Origin of the sequence: Corynebacterium sp. (assembly GCF_030535495.1) — a bacterium.
Classification (GTDB): Bacteria; Actinomycetota; Actinomycetes; order Mycobacteriales; family Mycobacteriaceae; genus Corynebacterium.
This window is the reverse complement of the sequence record NZ_JAUNRW010000052.1, coordinates 1-14,975: the sequence shown is the minus strand read 5'-3', so window position 1 is coordinate 14,975 and position 14,975 is coordinate 1. Positions and strand designations below refer to the sequence as shown.

11 protein-coding genes are annotated in these 14,975 nt (G+C 66.8%); 6 read left to right on the top strand and 5 right to left on the bottom strand.

All coding sequences use genetic code 11. The features are described from left to right. Both sdhA and Q4F73_RS07775 read right to left on the bottom strand, forming a co-directional pair. On the bottom strand, positions 1-1,319 hold a 1,319-nt coding region (gene sdhA / locus Q4F73_RS07780), incomplete at its 3' end, for a succinate dehydrogenase (quinone) flavoprotein subunit (protein ID WP_303358785.1). A 25-nt stretch (positions 1,320-1,344) separates the two neighbouring features. Then, positions 1,345-2,100, bottom strand: coding sequence for a succinate dehydrogenase cytochrome b subunit (locus Q4F73_RS07775; protein ID WP_303358784.1), 756 nt, complete (start codon positions 2,098-2,100; stop codon positions 1,345-1,347). Positions 2,101-2,509: 409 nt separating this feature from the next. Here Q4F73_RS07775 and ramB point away from each other — a divergent pair, with 409 nt between their 5' ends. Continuing rightward, positions 2,510-3,937 (top strand): acetate metabolism transcriptional regulator RamB, encoded by a 1,428-nt coding sequence (ramB, locus tag Q4F73_RS07770; protein ID WP_303358783.1) that lies wholly within the window; start codon positions 2,510-2,512, stop codon positions 3,935-3,937. On the opposite strand, the gene Q4F73_RS07765 is transcribed toward ramB, so the two are convergent. Together Q4F73_RS07765 and lpdA are read right to left on the bottom strand one after the other, a co-directional pair. Continuing rightward, positions 3,934-4,992, bottom strand: coding sequence for a hypothetical protein (locus tag Q4F73_RS07765; RefSeq protein WP_303358782.1), 1,059 nt, complete (start codon positions 4,990-4,992; stop codon positions 3,934-3,936). The two genes, ramB and Q4F73_RS07765, sit on opposite strands and share 4 nt — an antisense overlap. 68 nt (positions 4,993-5,060) lie before the next feature. Continuing rightward, a complete protein-coding gene (lpdA, locus tag Q4F73_RS07760) occupies positions 5,061-6,470 on the bottom strand; it encodes a dihydrolipoyl dehydrogenase (RefSeq protein ID WP_303358781.1) in 1,410 nt (469 codons plus the stop codon). Positions 6,471-7,024: 554 nt separating this feature from the next. On the opposite strand from lpdA, the gene Q4F73_RS07755 reads away from it, so the two are divergent. The 4 genes from Q4F73_RS07755 (at position 7,025) to Q4F73_RS07740 (ending at position 12,740) form a co-directional block, all read left to right on the top strand. Further along, on the top strand, positions 7,025-8,125 hold the full coding sequence (locus tag Q4F73_RS07755) for an alpha/beta hydrolase family protein (RefSeq protein WP_303358780.1): 1,101 nt from the start codon (positions 7,025-7,027) through the stop codon (positions 8,123-8,125). 84 nt (positions 8,126-8,209) lie between these two features. Next, positions 8,210-10,195 (top strand): prolyl oligopeptidase family protein, encoded by a 1,986-nt coding sequence (locus Q4F73_RS07750; protein ID WP_303358779.1) that lies wholly within the window; start codon positions 8,210-8,212, stop codon positions 10,193-10,195. Further along, positions 10,192-11,571: a M1 family metallopeptidase gene (locus tag Q4F73_RS07745; protein ID WP_303358778.1), complete on the top strand. Its 1,380-nt coding sequence runs from the start codon at positions 10,192-10,194 to the stop codon at positions 11,569-11,571. Before Q4F73_RS07750 ends, Q4F73_RS07745 begins: the two co-directional genes overlap by 4 nt. Next, positions 11,559-12,740, top strand: coding sequence for a hypothetical protein (locus Q4F73_RS07740; RefSeq protein WP_303358777.1), 1,182 nt, complete (start codon positions 11,559-11,561; stop codon positions 12,738-12,740). The genes Q4F73_RS07745 and Q4F73_RS07740 overlap by 13 nt, the downstream gene beginning before the upstream one ends. 95 nt (positions 12,741-12,835) lie before the next feature. Here Q4F73_RS07740 and Q4F73_RS07735 read toward each other — a convergent pair whose 3' ends face one another. Then, positions 12,836-13,789 (bottom strand): hypothetical protein, encoded by a 954-nt coding sequence (locus tag Q4F73_RS07735; RefSeq protein ID WP_303358776.1) that lies wholly within the window; start codon positions 13,787-13,789, stop codon positions 12,836-12,838. A 134-nt stretch (positions 13,790-13,923) separates the two neighbouring features. Between Q4F73_RS07735 and rfbB the strand changes: the two genes are divergently transcribed. After that, the gene (gene rfbB / locus Q4F73_RS07730) at positions 13,924-14,925 is read left to right on the top strand and encodes a dTDP-glucose 4,6-dehydratase (RefSeq protein WP_303358775.1); all 1,002 of its coding nucleotides are present in this window, start codon (positions 13,924-13,926) and stop codon (positions 14,923-14,925) included. Positions 14,926-14,975 lie beyond the last annotated feature (50 nt).

The following is a 14,975-nucleotide window of genomic DNA, read 5'->3' as shown; positions in this document are numbered from 1 at the left end:
TCGGTCCACAGGCCACCCATGGTGAAGTGGCAGGTCGGGGCGATACGCATCGGGGAGGTGTAGGGGTCCTCGCCGATGGCCTCTTCGTACATGACGAACAGGTTGGAGTAACGCTCGCGGATGGTGTCCTCGCCGAGGCGCTCGATGGCGTCGGAGAAGTCCAGGTAGGCGGCGTTGTGCATCGGGCCGACGCCGAGACCGGCGTTGATCTGCTGGGAGATCGCACGGGATGCCACGTCGCGGGGGACGAGGTTACCGAAGGCCGGGTAGCGGCGCTCCAGGAAGTAGTCGCGCTCCTCCTCCGGGATGGAGTTCGGGTCGCGGTCGTCCTTGGGCTCCTTGGGGGACCAGATGCGACCGTCGTTACGCAGCGACTCGGACATGAGGATGGTCTTCGACTGCCAGGTCGCGTTGACCGGCAGGCCGGTCGGGTGGAACTGGATGAAGGCCGGGGAGGCGAAGTAGGCACCGTGCTCGTAGGCGCGCATGAGGGCGCCGGCGTTGGAGTTCTTGGCCAGCGTGGACATGTGGTACACGTTGCCGTAACCGCCGGTCGCCAGGATGACGGCGTGGCCGGTGTGAGCGGTCAGCTCACCGGTGATGAGGTTACGGGTGACGATGCCCTCACAACGCTTGTTGCCGTCCTTGTTGGTGACGATGAGATCGACGACATCGGCGTGGGTGAAGATCTCCACATTGCCCAGACCGATCTGGCGGGTGAGCGCAGATGCGGTGGACAGCTGGAGCTGCTGGCCGGTCTGGCCACGGGTGTAGTAGGTGCGGGAGACCTGCACACCACCGAAGGAACGGGTGGCCAGGGTGCCGCCGTACTCGCGGGCGAAGGGGGCGCCGATGGCGTTCATGTGGTCGATGACGCGGCCGGACTCGATGGCCAGACGCCAGCAGTCGGACTCGCGGCAGCGGTAGTCGCCGCCCTTGACGGTGTCCTTGACGTGGCGGTAGGCGCCGTCGTTGTCGACCTTCTTGCCGCGGGCGGAGTTGACGCCACCCTGGGCGGCGATGGAGTGCGCACGGCGCGGGGCGTCGTGGTAGGTGTACACCTTCACGTCGTAGCCCAGCTCGCCGAGGGCGGCGGCGGCGGCGCCACCGGACAGGCCGGTGCCGACGACGAGGACCTTGAACTTGCGGCGGTTCAGAGGAGACACAAGGTTCATGTGCTCCTTCTGGTAGTCCCACATCTCCTTGGTCGGAACGCCCTGCGGCTCGGCGTTGTCGAGGATGGTGCCGGGAACGACGCCGTCGACGATGGACTCGGGGTGACGGAACTCAGGACGAGAAGCAGTCTCGGTGTTGCTCATATTTTTCAGAACTTCCCTTCAGGACCTAGCTGAGCCAGCCCAGAACGATGGACAGCGGCATCGAGATGTTGCCGATCATGACGATCGCCGGCACCAGGTAGGCGACGACGAGCAGAATCTTGCGCCAGCGCAGGCCGGTGATACCGAGATCGGACACGGCGAGCCAGATGCCGTGGGACAGGTGCAGGAACAGCACGACCATGGCGAGGATGTAGAAGATGGCGACCGGCCAGCGGGAGAAGCTGGCGATGAGGTTCGCGTAGATCTCACCGTGGGCGAAGGCCTCCGGCGCGGCCGGGGTCACACCCATGGTCAGGTCGAGGATGTGGAAGACGATGAACAGCAGCAGGATGATGCCGGTGACCAGCATCGTGCGGCTGGAGAAGGTGTTCAGGCCGCCGACCAGGTTGGTGCGGGTGAACTTGCCGCGGGAGACGCGGGAACGGCCGTGCAGAGCGAAGGCACCGTGGATGTGGAGCACGACGGCTGCCAGCAGCACGATACGGAAGATCCACAGGAATCCCTCACGCGGGAAGATCGGCGCACCCATGGTGCGCAGCCACTCGCCGTACTCGTTGATGGCGGCGATACCGTTGTGGTCCGGCATGTAGATCTTCAGGTTTCCGACCATGTGAACCAGGACATACAGTCCGAAGATCAGGCCGGTGATGGCCATTACGAGCTTGATGGCCCAGGTCGGGTAGGACGGCCGCTCGCGCAGCGGCTTCTCAGTGATTTTGCCGTGGACGATTGCGTCCCGGTCTGCGTTCTTAACAGTCATGGCACCTCCAGTGTCGCTCATACTTTACGGTCCCTCCCCCGGTCGCGACTACTTTCGGGCAACCTGATCGATCACTTCCCCCCACTGTCACACCCACACCACCCGCCACCTAAGGGCAGCCTAACCTCAAAGTTTGGGTGAGAAACTATGCATAAAGCCGCGCCAGCCACGGTCCAGCATGCACGAACCTGGGACTTCCCCACGTCCAGTGGCGGTTCGCCGGCATCCTGTGAGGTTGCTCACCCCATCCCCTCCGCCCGCCCCACCCCACCCCGTTAGGTATCAAACTTTCGGCTAATGACATCAGTGTGAGTGCTTTTCGACGCAAGATTCGCCACCCGTAAACGTCTTCCCACACAAAGTTCGCAATCTCACTTGACGTGAGGCCCGTCACGCTACTATGTCACACATGGGAAAGACCTATGTCGGCTCGCGCCTGCGCCAGCTGCGCCGCGAACGTGATCTCAGCCAGGCGTCACTGGCCGCCACCCTCGGCCTGTCCGCCAGCTACGTCAATCAGATCGAGCATGACGTGCGCCCGTTGACGGTGCCCGTTCTGCTGCGCATCACCGAGGCCTTCGGCGTGGACGCCACCTTCTTTTCCCGCGATGATGACTCCCGCCTGCTCGCCGAGATCCAGGACGTGGTCCTGGACAAGGAGCTCTGCCCGAGCCCGGTGGAACTGCAGGAACTGTCGGAACTGGTCTACAACCACCCGGCCATCGCGCGGACGATGGTCGACATGCACCGTCGCTACCGCAACGTCCGCGACAAGCTCTCCATCGCCACCGACACCCGCCGGCACGCCGGCCCGCTCCAGGCCACCGGGCCGCAGGCACTGTCGATGCCGCACGACGAGGTGCGGGACTTCTTCTACGCCCGCCAGAACTACCTCGACGATCTGGACACCACCGCCGAGTCCATCTCCGCCGACCTGGACATCCAGCGCTTCTCCATCCGCACCACCGAGGAGTCTCTCGCCGAGCGCCTGCGGGTGCGCCACGGCATCGAGATCTCCACGTCGGAGGATCTGGACGGGACCCTGCACAGCCTCGACCGCAGCACCGGCCATCTGCAGCTCGCCAGCCGCCTCAACACGGGCCAACGCGCCTTCCGCATGGGTATGGAACTGGCCTACCTCGAGGCCGGAGACGACATCGAGGCGCTCATCAGCGCGGAGAGCTTCACCTCCGAAGCCTCCGCCAACCTGGCCCGCCGCGGGATTGCCAGCTATTTCGCCGCCGCCGTCCTGCTTCCCTACCGGGGTATTCACTCCGAGGCCGAACGCTCCGGCTACGACGTCGACTTCCTCTGCCACGTCTTCGGGGTCGGCTATGAGACCGTCGCGTCACGCTTGTCGACGTTGCAACGTCCCAATCTGCGCGGCATTCCCTTCACCTTCGTCCGCGTCGATCGCGCAGGCAACATGTCCAAGCGGCAGTCCGCGACCGGCTTCCACCTGGCGAACTCGGGCGGCACCTGCCCCCTGTGGAACATCTACGAGACGTTCACCAGCCCCGGGACCATCCTCCGCCAGCTCGCGCAGATGCCCGACGGCCGCAACTACCTGTGGATCGCCCGCACCGTCCGCCACCATCGTGGGCGCTTCGGGGACACGGGCAAGCTCTTCGCCATCGGGCTGGGCTGCGAGGCCCGCCACGCCGACCGCACCGTCTACGCCCAGGGGCTCAACCTCGATGACCTGTCGAGTGCCACCCCCATCGGCGCCGGCTGCCGCGTGTGCCCGCGGGAGAACTGCGCCCAGCGCGCGTTCCCGCCGATCCACGAGGAGATCACCATCGACGCCCACCGTTCCTCGGTCGCCCCCTACAACTAGTTCCCCTCCCAGTGCCGGGCGCGTCTCTCGTGCTCGCGGAGATTGTAGGTGGCCGAGCGGATCTCCACGTCCCGGTCGAAGTTGGATCCCAACGCCCCGGCCATCGCCCCGAGCGAGGCGCTCAGCCAGGCGATGGACATGTAGGTGATCAACCCGACGTCCCGGTCGAGTTCGCCCTCCAGGTAGGCGCGGGGGATGACGACGACGGAGGCCAGCAGCAGTACCACCCACACGGCGGCGTGCAGGATGACGGCGGTCAGGCCGATGGTGCCGATGGTCGCCAGGTTGTCCACGTGCTCCCGCCACCGCGACTCCTGGGTGTGCCGCCGCTGCCACAGGCGGTTGTACACGATGAGCCAGGCGGTGAACGCCACGGTGGCGAAGACACTGATGAGCAGCAGGCGCCAGAAGGTCAGCTCCTCGGCGAGCTGCCAGATCGAGCCGTAGAAGATACCGAAACCACCCGTGGCCACCATCGCGGCCAGAGCGGAGGAGAGTACGGGCAGCAGGCGCCCCGGTCCGTTGCTGCGGACCATGCCCAGGACCATGCGCAGAGTCAGGCCGGGATGCTCCAGAACACGGGTCTCCACGTCCGGGGCATCCGCGGAATCCTCCCCCTCCACCGGGTCCGGGCCGGTGCGCAGAACACCGGCGGCCAGCTCGTCGCGCTCGATCACCGACGTCAGCTCCCGACGCAGGCGCCGGCGCACCCCGAAGGCACCGAGGGCCGGCAGAGAGACGAGCACGGCCGCCACCCCCGCGGCCCGTTGGCTCACGACCGGCTTACCCCAGGCGGACAGGGGAAGGTCGGTGACGTAGATGAGACGGCTCCAGCCGTAGGAATCGAGAAGCTCCCCGGCATGGGCGTTGAGCAGGATCTCCCCGTCCGGGGACAGGGGGACGGTCCCCTCGCGTACCTCCACGGGCCCCACCTCGGGCCAGGTGCCGCGCAGGATGCCGTCGTCGACGGTGGCGTCGATAAGCACGGCGCGCAGGATGCGGGAGACGTCGGCGATGGGTTCGCCGGAGTCGGCCAGGATTCCGATGGATGTCATGCCGTCCCTTACTACCTGACAAACGAAACAGGGGCCTTCCGGGAAGGCCCCTGTCACGCGGTGTCGGACTAGAAGTTGATCATGTGGCCGGAGATGCCGTGGGCGGCTTCCTTGACGGCCTCCGACAGCGTCGGGTGGATGTGGACCGCGCGGGAGATCTCCTCGGTGGTGAGATCGTAGTTCTGCGCGAGGACCAGCTCGTTGATGAGCTCGGAGGCGTTCGGGCCGACGACGTGGCCGCCGAGCAGCTCGCCGAACTCGGCGTCGGCGACGATCTTGGCGAAACCGTCGGTCTCGGCGAGGCCGACGGCCTTGCCGTTGGCGGAGAACGGGAAGGAGGCGACCTTGATCTCGCGGTCCGGCCACTTCTCCTTGGCCTGCTCCTCGGTGTAGCCGAAGGAGGCGACCTGCGGGTTACAGAAGGTGGCGCGCGGCATCATCATGTAGTCGCCGAGCTCGTGGGTCTCGGCACCCGCGATGGTCTCGGCGGCGACGATGCCCTGCGCTTCAGCGACGTGTGCGAGCTGCAGCTTGGCGGTGACGTCACCGATGGCGTAGATGTGCTCGACGTTGGTGCGCATGAAGTCGTCGATGGCGATGGCGCCGCGCTCGGTGAGCTCGACACCGGTGTTCTCCAGGCCGAAGCCCTCGACGCGCGGGCGGAAACCGACGGAGACCATGACGCGGTCGCAGGTGATGGTCTCGGTCTTGTCCGAGCCCTTCTTCTGGTAGTCGACCTCCACGGAGTCACCGTTGTCGCGCACGGCGGTGGTGGCGTGGCCCGCCAGGATCTTCACGCCCAGCTTCTTGTAGGCCTTGGTGATGACCTTGGAGACCTCGGCGTCCTCGTTCGGGAGGACGCGGTCCATGTACTCGATGACCGTGACGTCGACGCCGTAGTTGGACAGCACGTAGGCGAACTCCATGCCGATGGCGCCCGCACCGACGATGACCATCTTCTCCGGGGCCTGCGGGTTGAGGATCTGCTCCTCGTAGGAGACGACGTTCTCGGAGAACTCGACGCCCCGGAGGTTGTTGACCACGGAACCGGTGGCGATGATGCAGTCATCGAAGGTGATGGTCTTGCCGGCGTCCTTGCCCTCGCTCACCTCGATGGTCCCGGCGTCCTTGAAGGTGCCGAAGCCGTCGATCTCGGTGATCTTGTTCTTCTTCATGAGGTAGTGGACGCCGCCGACGATCTTGTCGGACACGCCACGGGAGCGCTTGTGGGCGTCCTCGTAGTTGAAGGAGACATCGCCGTTGATGCCGAACACCTTCTTCTCGTGGTTGAAGATGTGGGCGACCTCGGCGTTCTTGATCAGCGCCTTCGAGGGGATGCAGCCCACGTTGAGGCAGACTCCGCCCCAGTACTGCTTCTCGACGACCGCAACCTTCTTGCCGAGCTGGGCCGCACGGATGGCGGATACGTAGCCACCGGGGCCCGCACCGAGGACAACAACGTCATAATGTTCAGTCACGTCCACCAGAATAGGTCACGCCACCTCCCGTGTCATCGGTGAGTGCCCCCGCAAAATGAAAATCGACGCCCCGGCGGCAACCGGGACGTCGATAAGCAAGAAAGCGGAGGCTCAGAACAGGCCCGCCATCAGGGCGGCCTGGGAGGAGCCGGAGGACATGGCGTGGATGCCCGGGCCGATGAAGGTGTTGATGGCGACGATGATCTGCTCGAAAATGGACATGCTGTGGATCCTATTCGTGTGAGGTGCGGGTACCTGACGTGCTTCCAGTAGACACTAGCGGCCGGTCGGAGCGAAACGTTACGGGATGCCGACGGGGCGGTCCCCCGGCACTGCCCAGAATTATGACATATAAGACACTTGCCCACCATTGATAACGCAGGTAACTTTGATGGGCACACAGGAATCCAACTGTCACCCCCACTTTCGAGCGCTTTCGGCAGTGGACCGTTAACATATGCGACAGCCGCTACGATGTAGCCCTGTGAATGCCGTCAGATATTTCTGCCGCGCATCGTAGAATCCGGTAGTACCTCGATCAAGGAAGCCACTCCATGAAGTTCCTCCGCAAGATTGCCGCACCGGTCGCGGCCCTCGCCATCGGTGCCTCCGCTCTCGCGACTCCGGTTGCTGGCGCCTCCCCGATCACCCCCGCCGAGATCGCCCAGGGCCACACCGTCTCCACGATCAGCCCCCAGGACAAGAGCCAGGCCGGTGAGAACTCCCGGAAGTGGCAGCGCGCCATCAAGGACGATCCGCGCGTCCAGCACATCAACGCGTACTCCGCCGCCATGGGCCGCGAGATCCCCCTGGCCGTGATCCCGGCCGGGCCGAACGCCCCCACCCTGTACCTGCTCAACGGTGCCGGCGGCGCCGAGCAGGACATGGACTGGATCACCATGCACCCGGAGATCATCGACTTCTACCGGGACAAGGGCGTCAACGTCGTCATCCCGCAGGAGGGCGCGTTCTCCTACTACATCAACTGGGCCAACCGCGAGGAGATCAACGCGGGCAACGGCTACCTGCAGGGCAAGCAGCTGTGGGAGGACTTCCTGCTCCGCGAGCTGCCGGGTGGCATCGAGCCGCACCTGCAGGCCAACGGCAAGCGCGCCATCGCCGGATTCTCCATGTCCGCCACCTCCTCCCTGCTGCTGGCACAGAAGGCACCGGGCTTCTACGACGGTGTCGGTTCCTTCTCCGGTTGCGCCGAGACCTCCTCGTTCCTGGGCTACAAGTCCGCTGAGGTGACCGTCAACCGCGGCGGCGCCAACGTGGCCAGCATGCTTGGCCCGATGGGCTCCGCGCACAACCGCGCCAACGACGCCCTCGTCAACGCCGAGGGCCTGCGCGGCACCGCCCTCTACGTCTCCAACGCCACCGGTCTGGCCGGCACCAACGACATGCCGGGCCACTACATCGCGCAGGGCATCGACCCGACCGCAGCGTCCACGGGCGCCGCAACCCTCATCGTCGAGGGCGGCTTCATCGAGGGTGCCACCAACGTCTGCACCCACAACCTCAAGGCCAAGCTCGACAACCTGGGCATTGCGGCCGACTGGAATCTGCGTCCGACCGGTACCCACTCCTGGAGCTACTGGAAGCAGGACGTCCAGACCTCCTGGCGCACCCTGGGCCCGGCCCTGGGCCTCTAGGATCCCCGCCTGAGACACACCGTCCACCATTCCCGGTGGGCGGTGTGTTTTTTGGGCTTTTCACACCGCGCGTAGCCTGGGGGCATGAGCTTCCTCGAGTCCATCGACGCCCCGGAGGCCCTCGCCTGGGCCCGTGAATGGTCCGACGCCACAGAGGCGGCACTGCAGAATGCGCCGCTGCGCGAACGGATCCGTGCCGCCCTCGACGTCGACGACCGCATCCCCTTCGTCATCCGCCGCGGGGAGCACCTGTACAACTTCTGGCGCGACGCCGGCCACGTCCGCGGCGTCTGGCGGCGCACGACACTGGATTCCTACCTGTCCGGAGACACGCAGTGGGAGGTGCTCATCGACGTCGACGCCCTCGCCGCCACGGAGAACGAGAACTGGGTGTGGAAGGGCGCGCACGTGCGCACCCCCGGTGTCGACCGGGCGTTGGTGCGCCTGTCACGCGGCGGCGCGGACGCCACGGTGATCCGTGAGTTCGACCTGGCCAGCGGCGAGTTCATCGAGGGTTTCAGCATCCCCGAGGCCAAGACCGACGTCAGCTGGCTCGACCGGGACACGCTGCTGGTGGGCACCGACACCGGCGAAGGCTCGTTGACCTCCTCCGGCTATCCGGCGCAGGTGAGGGTGTGGCGCCGCGGCACCGTGCTTATCGACGCCCCCGTCTACACCTCCGGCCGCCACGACGACGTCGCCGTCGGCGCCTGGGCCGACACCACCCCCGGACATGAGCGCATCATCGTCTCCCGGGCCCTGGACTTCTACCGCACCCGCCAGTCCGTGGCGCCGCTGGACCCGGACGCCTCCCTGCAGGTGCTCGAGGTCCCCGAGGACTGTGACACCATCCTCCACCGCGACTGGCTCTTCCTCGCCCCACGCGAGGAGTTCGCCGGCATCCCGGCCGGCGGGCTGGGCTGCATCGAGCTGGCCCGCTTCCTCGCCGGCGCCCGCGACATCCGCCCGGTGTTCCTGCCCACCCCGCACGTCTCCCTCCAGGCCACCGCCTTCACCGCCGATCACCTGGTGCTCACGCTTCTCGACGACGTGGCCACCCGCCTCACCGTCCACCCCCTGAGCGACCCGACGCAACCGGGCCGCGACCTGGAGCTGCCGCCGCTGGTGTCGGCCTCCGTCGTGGCCACCAGCCCCCTCGACGGCAACGAGGTGTGGCTGACCACCTCCTCGTTCACCGAACCCACCACGCTCTACCGCCTCGATCTCGGCGAGGGGCTCGAGCCGCAGGTCGTGCGCCGCTCCCCCGCGCTTTTCGACGCCACCGGCCTGGCCACCCGCCAGCACTGGGTCACCTCCGCCGACGGCACCCGCGTGCCCTACTTCATCACCGGGGACTTCTCCCGCGGTGCGCGCCCCACGCTCGTCGGCGGTTACGGCGGTTTCGAGGTTTCCCTGACCCCCGGTTACTCCGCGGTGCGGGGCATCGCCTGGCTCGAGCAGGGCAACTTCTTCGTCCAGCCCAACCTGCGCGGCGGCGGGGAGTTCGGACCCGACTGGCACACCCAGGTGGTCAAGACCAACCGCCACAAGGTGTGGGAGGACCACGCGGCCGTGCTCGCCGACCTGGCCGAACGCGGCTACGCCCGGCCCGGCCAGATCGCCATTCGCGGCGGTTCCAACGGCGGCCTGCTCACCTCCGGCGCGCTGGTGCAGTACCCGGAGTTGTTCGGGGCGGCCGTCATCCAGGTGCCGCTGACCGACATGCTGCGCTATCACACCTGGTCAGCCGGGGCATCGTGGATGGCGGAGTACGGCGATCCGGAGGATCCGGCCGAACGTACTGCCATCGAGCGGTGGTCGCCGCTGCATAACGTGGGCGTCGATAAGCACTATCCCCCGGCGCTGGTGACCACCTCGACGCGAGATGACCGCGTCCACCCCGCGCACGCCCGCCTCTTCGCGCAGGCACTGCGCGAGGCCGGGCAGCCGGTCGACTACTTCGAGAACCTCGAGGGCGGGCACGCCGGAGCCGCCGACAACGCACAGGTCGCGCGGGTGGAGGCGCTCATCTTCGAGTGGCTGGGCCGGCAAGTAACATCATCGGCATGATCAAGAGACTGAGGTTGCGCTCCACCCCCGTCCCCGGCACCCGTGACGAGTACACCGGAGTCGACTTCAACCTCGGCTTCCACGTCCGCGCCTACCACCTGGACCTCAACTACCGCGTCGGCCCCAACCGGCTCGACGGCACCGCCACCCTGCGCCTGGACAACTGGAAACCCCTCGGGGCCATGACCCTCGACCTCGCCGGCAGTCTGCGGGTGAGCAAGGTGACGGCCCAGGGCTCCGCGGGCGTCGAGGTGAACGTGGCGCGCTACCGCCAGTCCGGCGGGAAACTGCGGCTGACGTTCGCCCACGAGGTGCCGGTGGATTCCGAGTTCACCCTCACCATCCGCTACGGCGGCACCCCGCGCCCGATCCGCACCCCCTGGGGCACCCTCGGCTGGGAGGAACTGCGCAACGGCGCACTGGTCGCCTCCCAGCCCAACGGCGCACCCAGCTGGTTCCCCTGCGACGACACCCCGGACGAGAAGGCGCTCTACGAGATCCACGTCACCGCCGACAACCCGTACGTGGTGGCCGTCAACGGAACGCTGGTGTCGAAGACCCCCGCCGGTTCCCGCACCACCTGGCACTACCGCGTGGGCCACCCCATGGCGACCTACCTGGCCACCGTGCAGATCGGCGACTACGTCCCGCTGACATTGTCGGACGAGGGCTCCGTACCGGTCCGCGCCTGGGTGCCGGCACCCCTGCGGGACACCGCCCGCGAGGAGTTCGCCGACCAGGCACGCATGCTGGAGGTGTACACCGGGCTCTTCGGCCCCTACCCCTTCAACTCCTACTCCGTCGTGGTCACCGAGGACTCGCTGGAGATCCCGCTGGAGGCCCAGGGCCTGTCGATCTTCGGGGCCAACCACGTCCGCGGCGATCACGCCTGGGAGCGTCTCATCGCCCACGAACTCTCCCACCAGTGGTTCGGCAACTCCCTCGGCCTGGCGCAGTGGAACGACATCTGGCTCAACGAGGGTTTCGCCTGCTACGCCGAGTGGCTGTGGTTCGAGCATTCCGCCGGACGGCCCGCGGCTGATTCCGCGCGCGAGCACTACGACATCCTGGCCGCCAAGCCCCAGGACCTCCTGCTGTCGGATCCCGGCACGAAGGACATGTTCGACGACCGCGTCTACAAGCGCGGCGCCCTGACCGTCCACGCCCTGCGCGTGCTGCTCGGCGACACCGCGTTTTTCCGCATGCTCCGCCGCTACGTCGCCGCCGGCCGTCATTCCGTGGTCGAACCGGTCGATCTCAAGCGCGAGGTGCTGGCGGAAGCCCGTGCCGTGGGCGTGGCCGAGACCTCGGTGGATGCCCTCTGGCAGGCGTGGCTGCACCAGAAACCCCTGCCGGAATTTCCTTGCGTGCGCTGAGTCTGGCGACTGTCTGCGCGGCCCTCGCGGGTTTCGTCGTCATCTACCTGGCGTCCTGGACACTGCCGACGGAAGGTTTCGCGGCATTCCAGGCGTACTGGGGGTTGTTTTTCGCCGCGACGGGGTTCCTCGACGGCATCATGCAGGAGACCACCCGCGGCGTGTCGACAGCCCGGGAGACCGGCCGCGTCGGCGACGGGCGACCCTGGCGGTTGGGGGCGTGGATCGGCGGCATCGTGCTCGTCGTGGCACTGGTCGCCGGTGCATTGTGGCTGCCGCTGCTCCTGCGCGGCGAAGCCCCGGTCGGCATGGCCGTGGGCTTTTTCGCCTTCGGCCTGTTCACCTACGCCTTCCAGGCCGTGCTCGCCGGCGTCCTCTCCGGACTCGGCCGGTGGAACCGCTACGCCGGCCTGGTCGCCCTCGATTCCGGCGTGCGCCTGCTGCTGGCGCTGCTCGCCTGGCAGCAGGGCTGGGGAATGCGGGCCTTTCTGGTGATCACGGTGGTCGGGGCGCTGAGCTGGCTGGTCATGCTGTGGGATGTCCCGCGGGGCGTGCTTATCGACGTCACCCGCCGCACCTTCACCCGCCGCGTCGCCTCCGCAATGCTGGCGACCGGCGCCTCCGCCACCCTCATCACCGGATTCCCCGTGTTCGTGCAGTCCACCTTCGAGCCCGGCGCGGGTTCACTGGTGACGGTCGCCGGCATCATCAACGCGGTGACCCTGACCCGGGCTCCGATCCTGGTGCCGCTGCAGCGCTTCCAGTCGGCGCTGATCGTGCGCTTCGTTGAGCAGGACCGCACCGTGCTGGGGCCGGTGGCGGCGGTACTCGGACTCGGGATGGTGGGTGCCGGAGCCGCGTGGCTGCTGGGCCCCCGGATCCTGGCGTCCTTTTTCCAGCCTGACCTGTTCGTGCCCGGGGTGCTGCTGGCGGTGCTGACCTTTGCGTCGGCCTGCACCGGGGCGCTCATGGTGACGGGCGCGGCGACCCTGGCTTCGGAGCAGCACCGGGCGTACGTGGCCGGCTGGGTCGTCGCGTCGGTGGTGGCGTTCGGCGTGCTGTGGCTGGCGCCGTTGGCTCTGGAGGTGGCGGTATGTGTGGCGTTGGTGGCCGGTCCGGCGTGCGGCGCGGTGGTGCACACGGCGGCGTTGCGTTCGTTAAAACGATGATCGTTTTTGCGATCAACTCACCCATGGTGGGCTCGCAATAAGACCAGGTCAGTTTCCATATGCGGCGATGCTTATGGTCGTTAAAACGATCGTCGCTATAACGACCCCCGCCGATCCCGCCGTTCCAGCGCCGCCACCGCCGCCGCCCGCACCCTGCGTTTCGTCTCCTGTGTCTTCCGCAGCATGCCGGTCGAGGTTCTCAGCAGCAGCCAACCCGTTTCCAGCAGATCGGCTGTGATCTCGGCGTCCTTGTCACGTTGGGAACGCCGCAGATGATGCTCACCGTCCTGCTGCAGACCGACGCGCAGGACGGGATCCGCCTGATCGAACACGGTGAGCAGTGTTGCGTCCGCATCCTTCTCCCCCGGCTTACCGATCGTCCCGTCGGTGTACACGGGCACCTGCGACTGGAACGTCACCTCGGGCAGGTCCGCCACAGCCTCCCTGGCCAGCAGCCGCAGGACTGTCTCCGGTTTCGAGTCGGCCAGTCCGCAGCTGAGCAGCAGGTACTTTTCCAGTTCGCGCGCCGAGAAGTGTCCCTTGAGCCCCACCCGTATGTCATCGGTGCTGACGTTGAAGACCCGCCGGAATCTGTCGATGAGCTGCACGGACATCACGGTGATGTCGTCGAGACCCAACTCGGCGACCGTGTCCCACGCATGTTCGCCTTTGCGCACGGATCTCAGGCAGCCCGCCAGCGTCTGCCAGTGCGTGGTCACCGGCACCGAGTACGGCCCGACCGCCACCATCGCGGTGATGTGCTTTTTCGTGCGCCGACGGACGGTCGGAGCGAGCGCCGATGTGGTCAGTCGGGTGTCGGAGGAACAGAGCAGGGTGGTGTCGGCTGAGTCGGAGAACTCCCGCAGGCCGAGCAGTGCCAGGGCCGACCATTCGGCGACCATCGATCCGGGCCTGTCGAGATGGTGGGCCACCGCACGGACGATCGCCGGCGCAGGGTAGGCGAGGCTGCGTGGATGACACTGGGCGTCGTGGCGGACCAGTGCGTCGGGCCGCGTCGAAGCCCGCGCGATGCTGAACGTCGCGGACACCGGGACGTGGTTGAGCAGATGATTCGCCAGCTGTGCGGCGTTAGTGGGCAGGGGTACGAGATTGGTGGTCACGTCTCTGTTAGACCGCGGCCGTGCCCGAAAGGTTCCCGCCGCAGTACGTATAGTGGGCAGACATGAGAACACTGCTGGTCACCGGGGGCGCCGGGTTCATCGGGGCGAACTTCGTGCGTATGACCCGTGATCGATACCCGGATGACCACATTGTTGTCGTCGATAAGCTCACGTACGCGGGCAACCGCGCGAACCTGGCGGGCACGGATGTCGAGTTCATCGAGGGGGATATCTGCGATGCGGCGCTTATCGACGCCACCGTCGCCCGCGCCGACATCACCGTCCACTTCGCCGCGGAGAGCCACAATGACAATTCGCTGCGGGATCCGCGGCCGTTCGTCGATACGAATGTGGTGGGGACGTACACGATTCTCGAGGCGATCCGCCGGCACGCCAACCGGCTGCACCATATCTCGACGGACGAGGTGTTCGGCGATCTGGGGCTCGATGATCCCGCGCGTTTCACCGAGGCCACACCCTACGAGCCGAGTTCACCGTATTCAGCGACGAAGGCCGGCTCGGATCATCTGGTGCGGGCGTGGGTCCGCAGCTTCGGCATCGACGCCACCATCTCGAACTGCTCGAACAACTACGGGCCCTACCAGCACATCGAGAAGTTCATCCCGCGGCAGATCACCAACATCATCGCAGGTCAGGCTCCGAAGCTCTACGGCACGGGCGAGCAGGTGCGCGACTGGATCCACGTCGACGACCACAACGCCGCCGTGCACCTCATCCTGGAGCGCGGGCGTCCGGGCGAGACCTACAACATCGGCGCCGACAACGACCACGTGAACAACAGGGCGGTCATCGAGCTCATCTGCGAGCTCATGGGCGCCCGCGGTTACGAGCACGTCGCCGACCGCCCGGGGCATGACCAGCGCTACGCCATGGATTCCACCAAGCTCCGGCGCGAACTCGGGTGGGCGCCGCAGTTCACGGACACCGACACCGGGATGCGCGCCGGACTGGAGCAGACCATCGACTGGTACCGGGCGCACGAGGACTGGTGGCGCCCGGCGAAACAGCAGGTCGAGGCGGCCTACGCGGAGAGGGGTCAGTGATGATCGACGGACTACTGGTACTGGACCTGCAGGTCCACGAGGACGAGCGC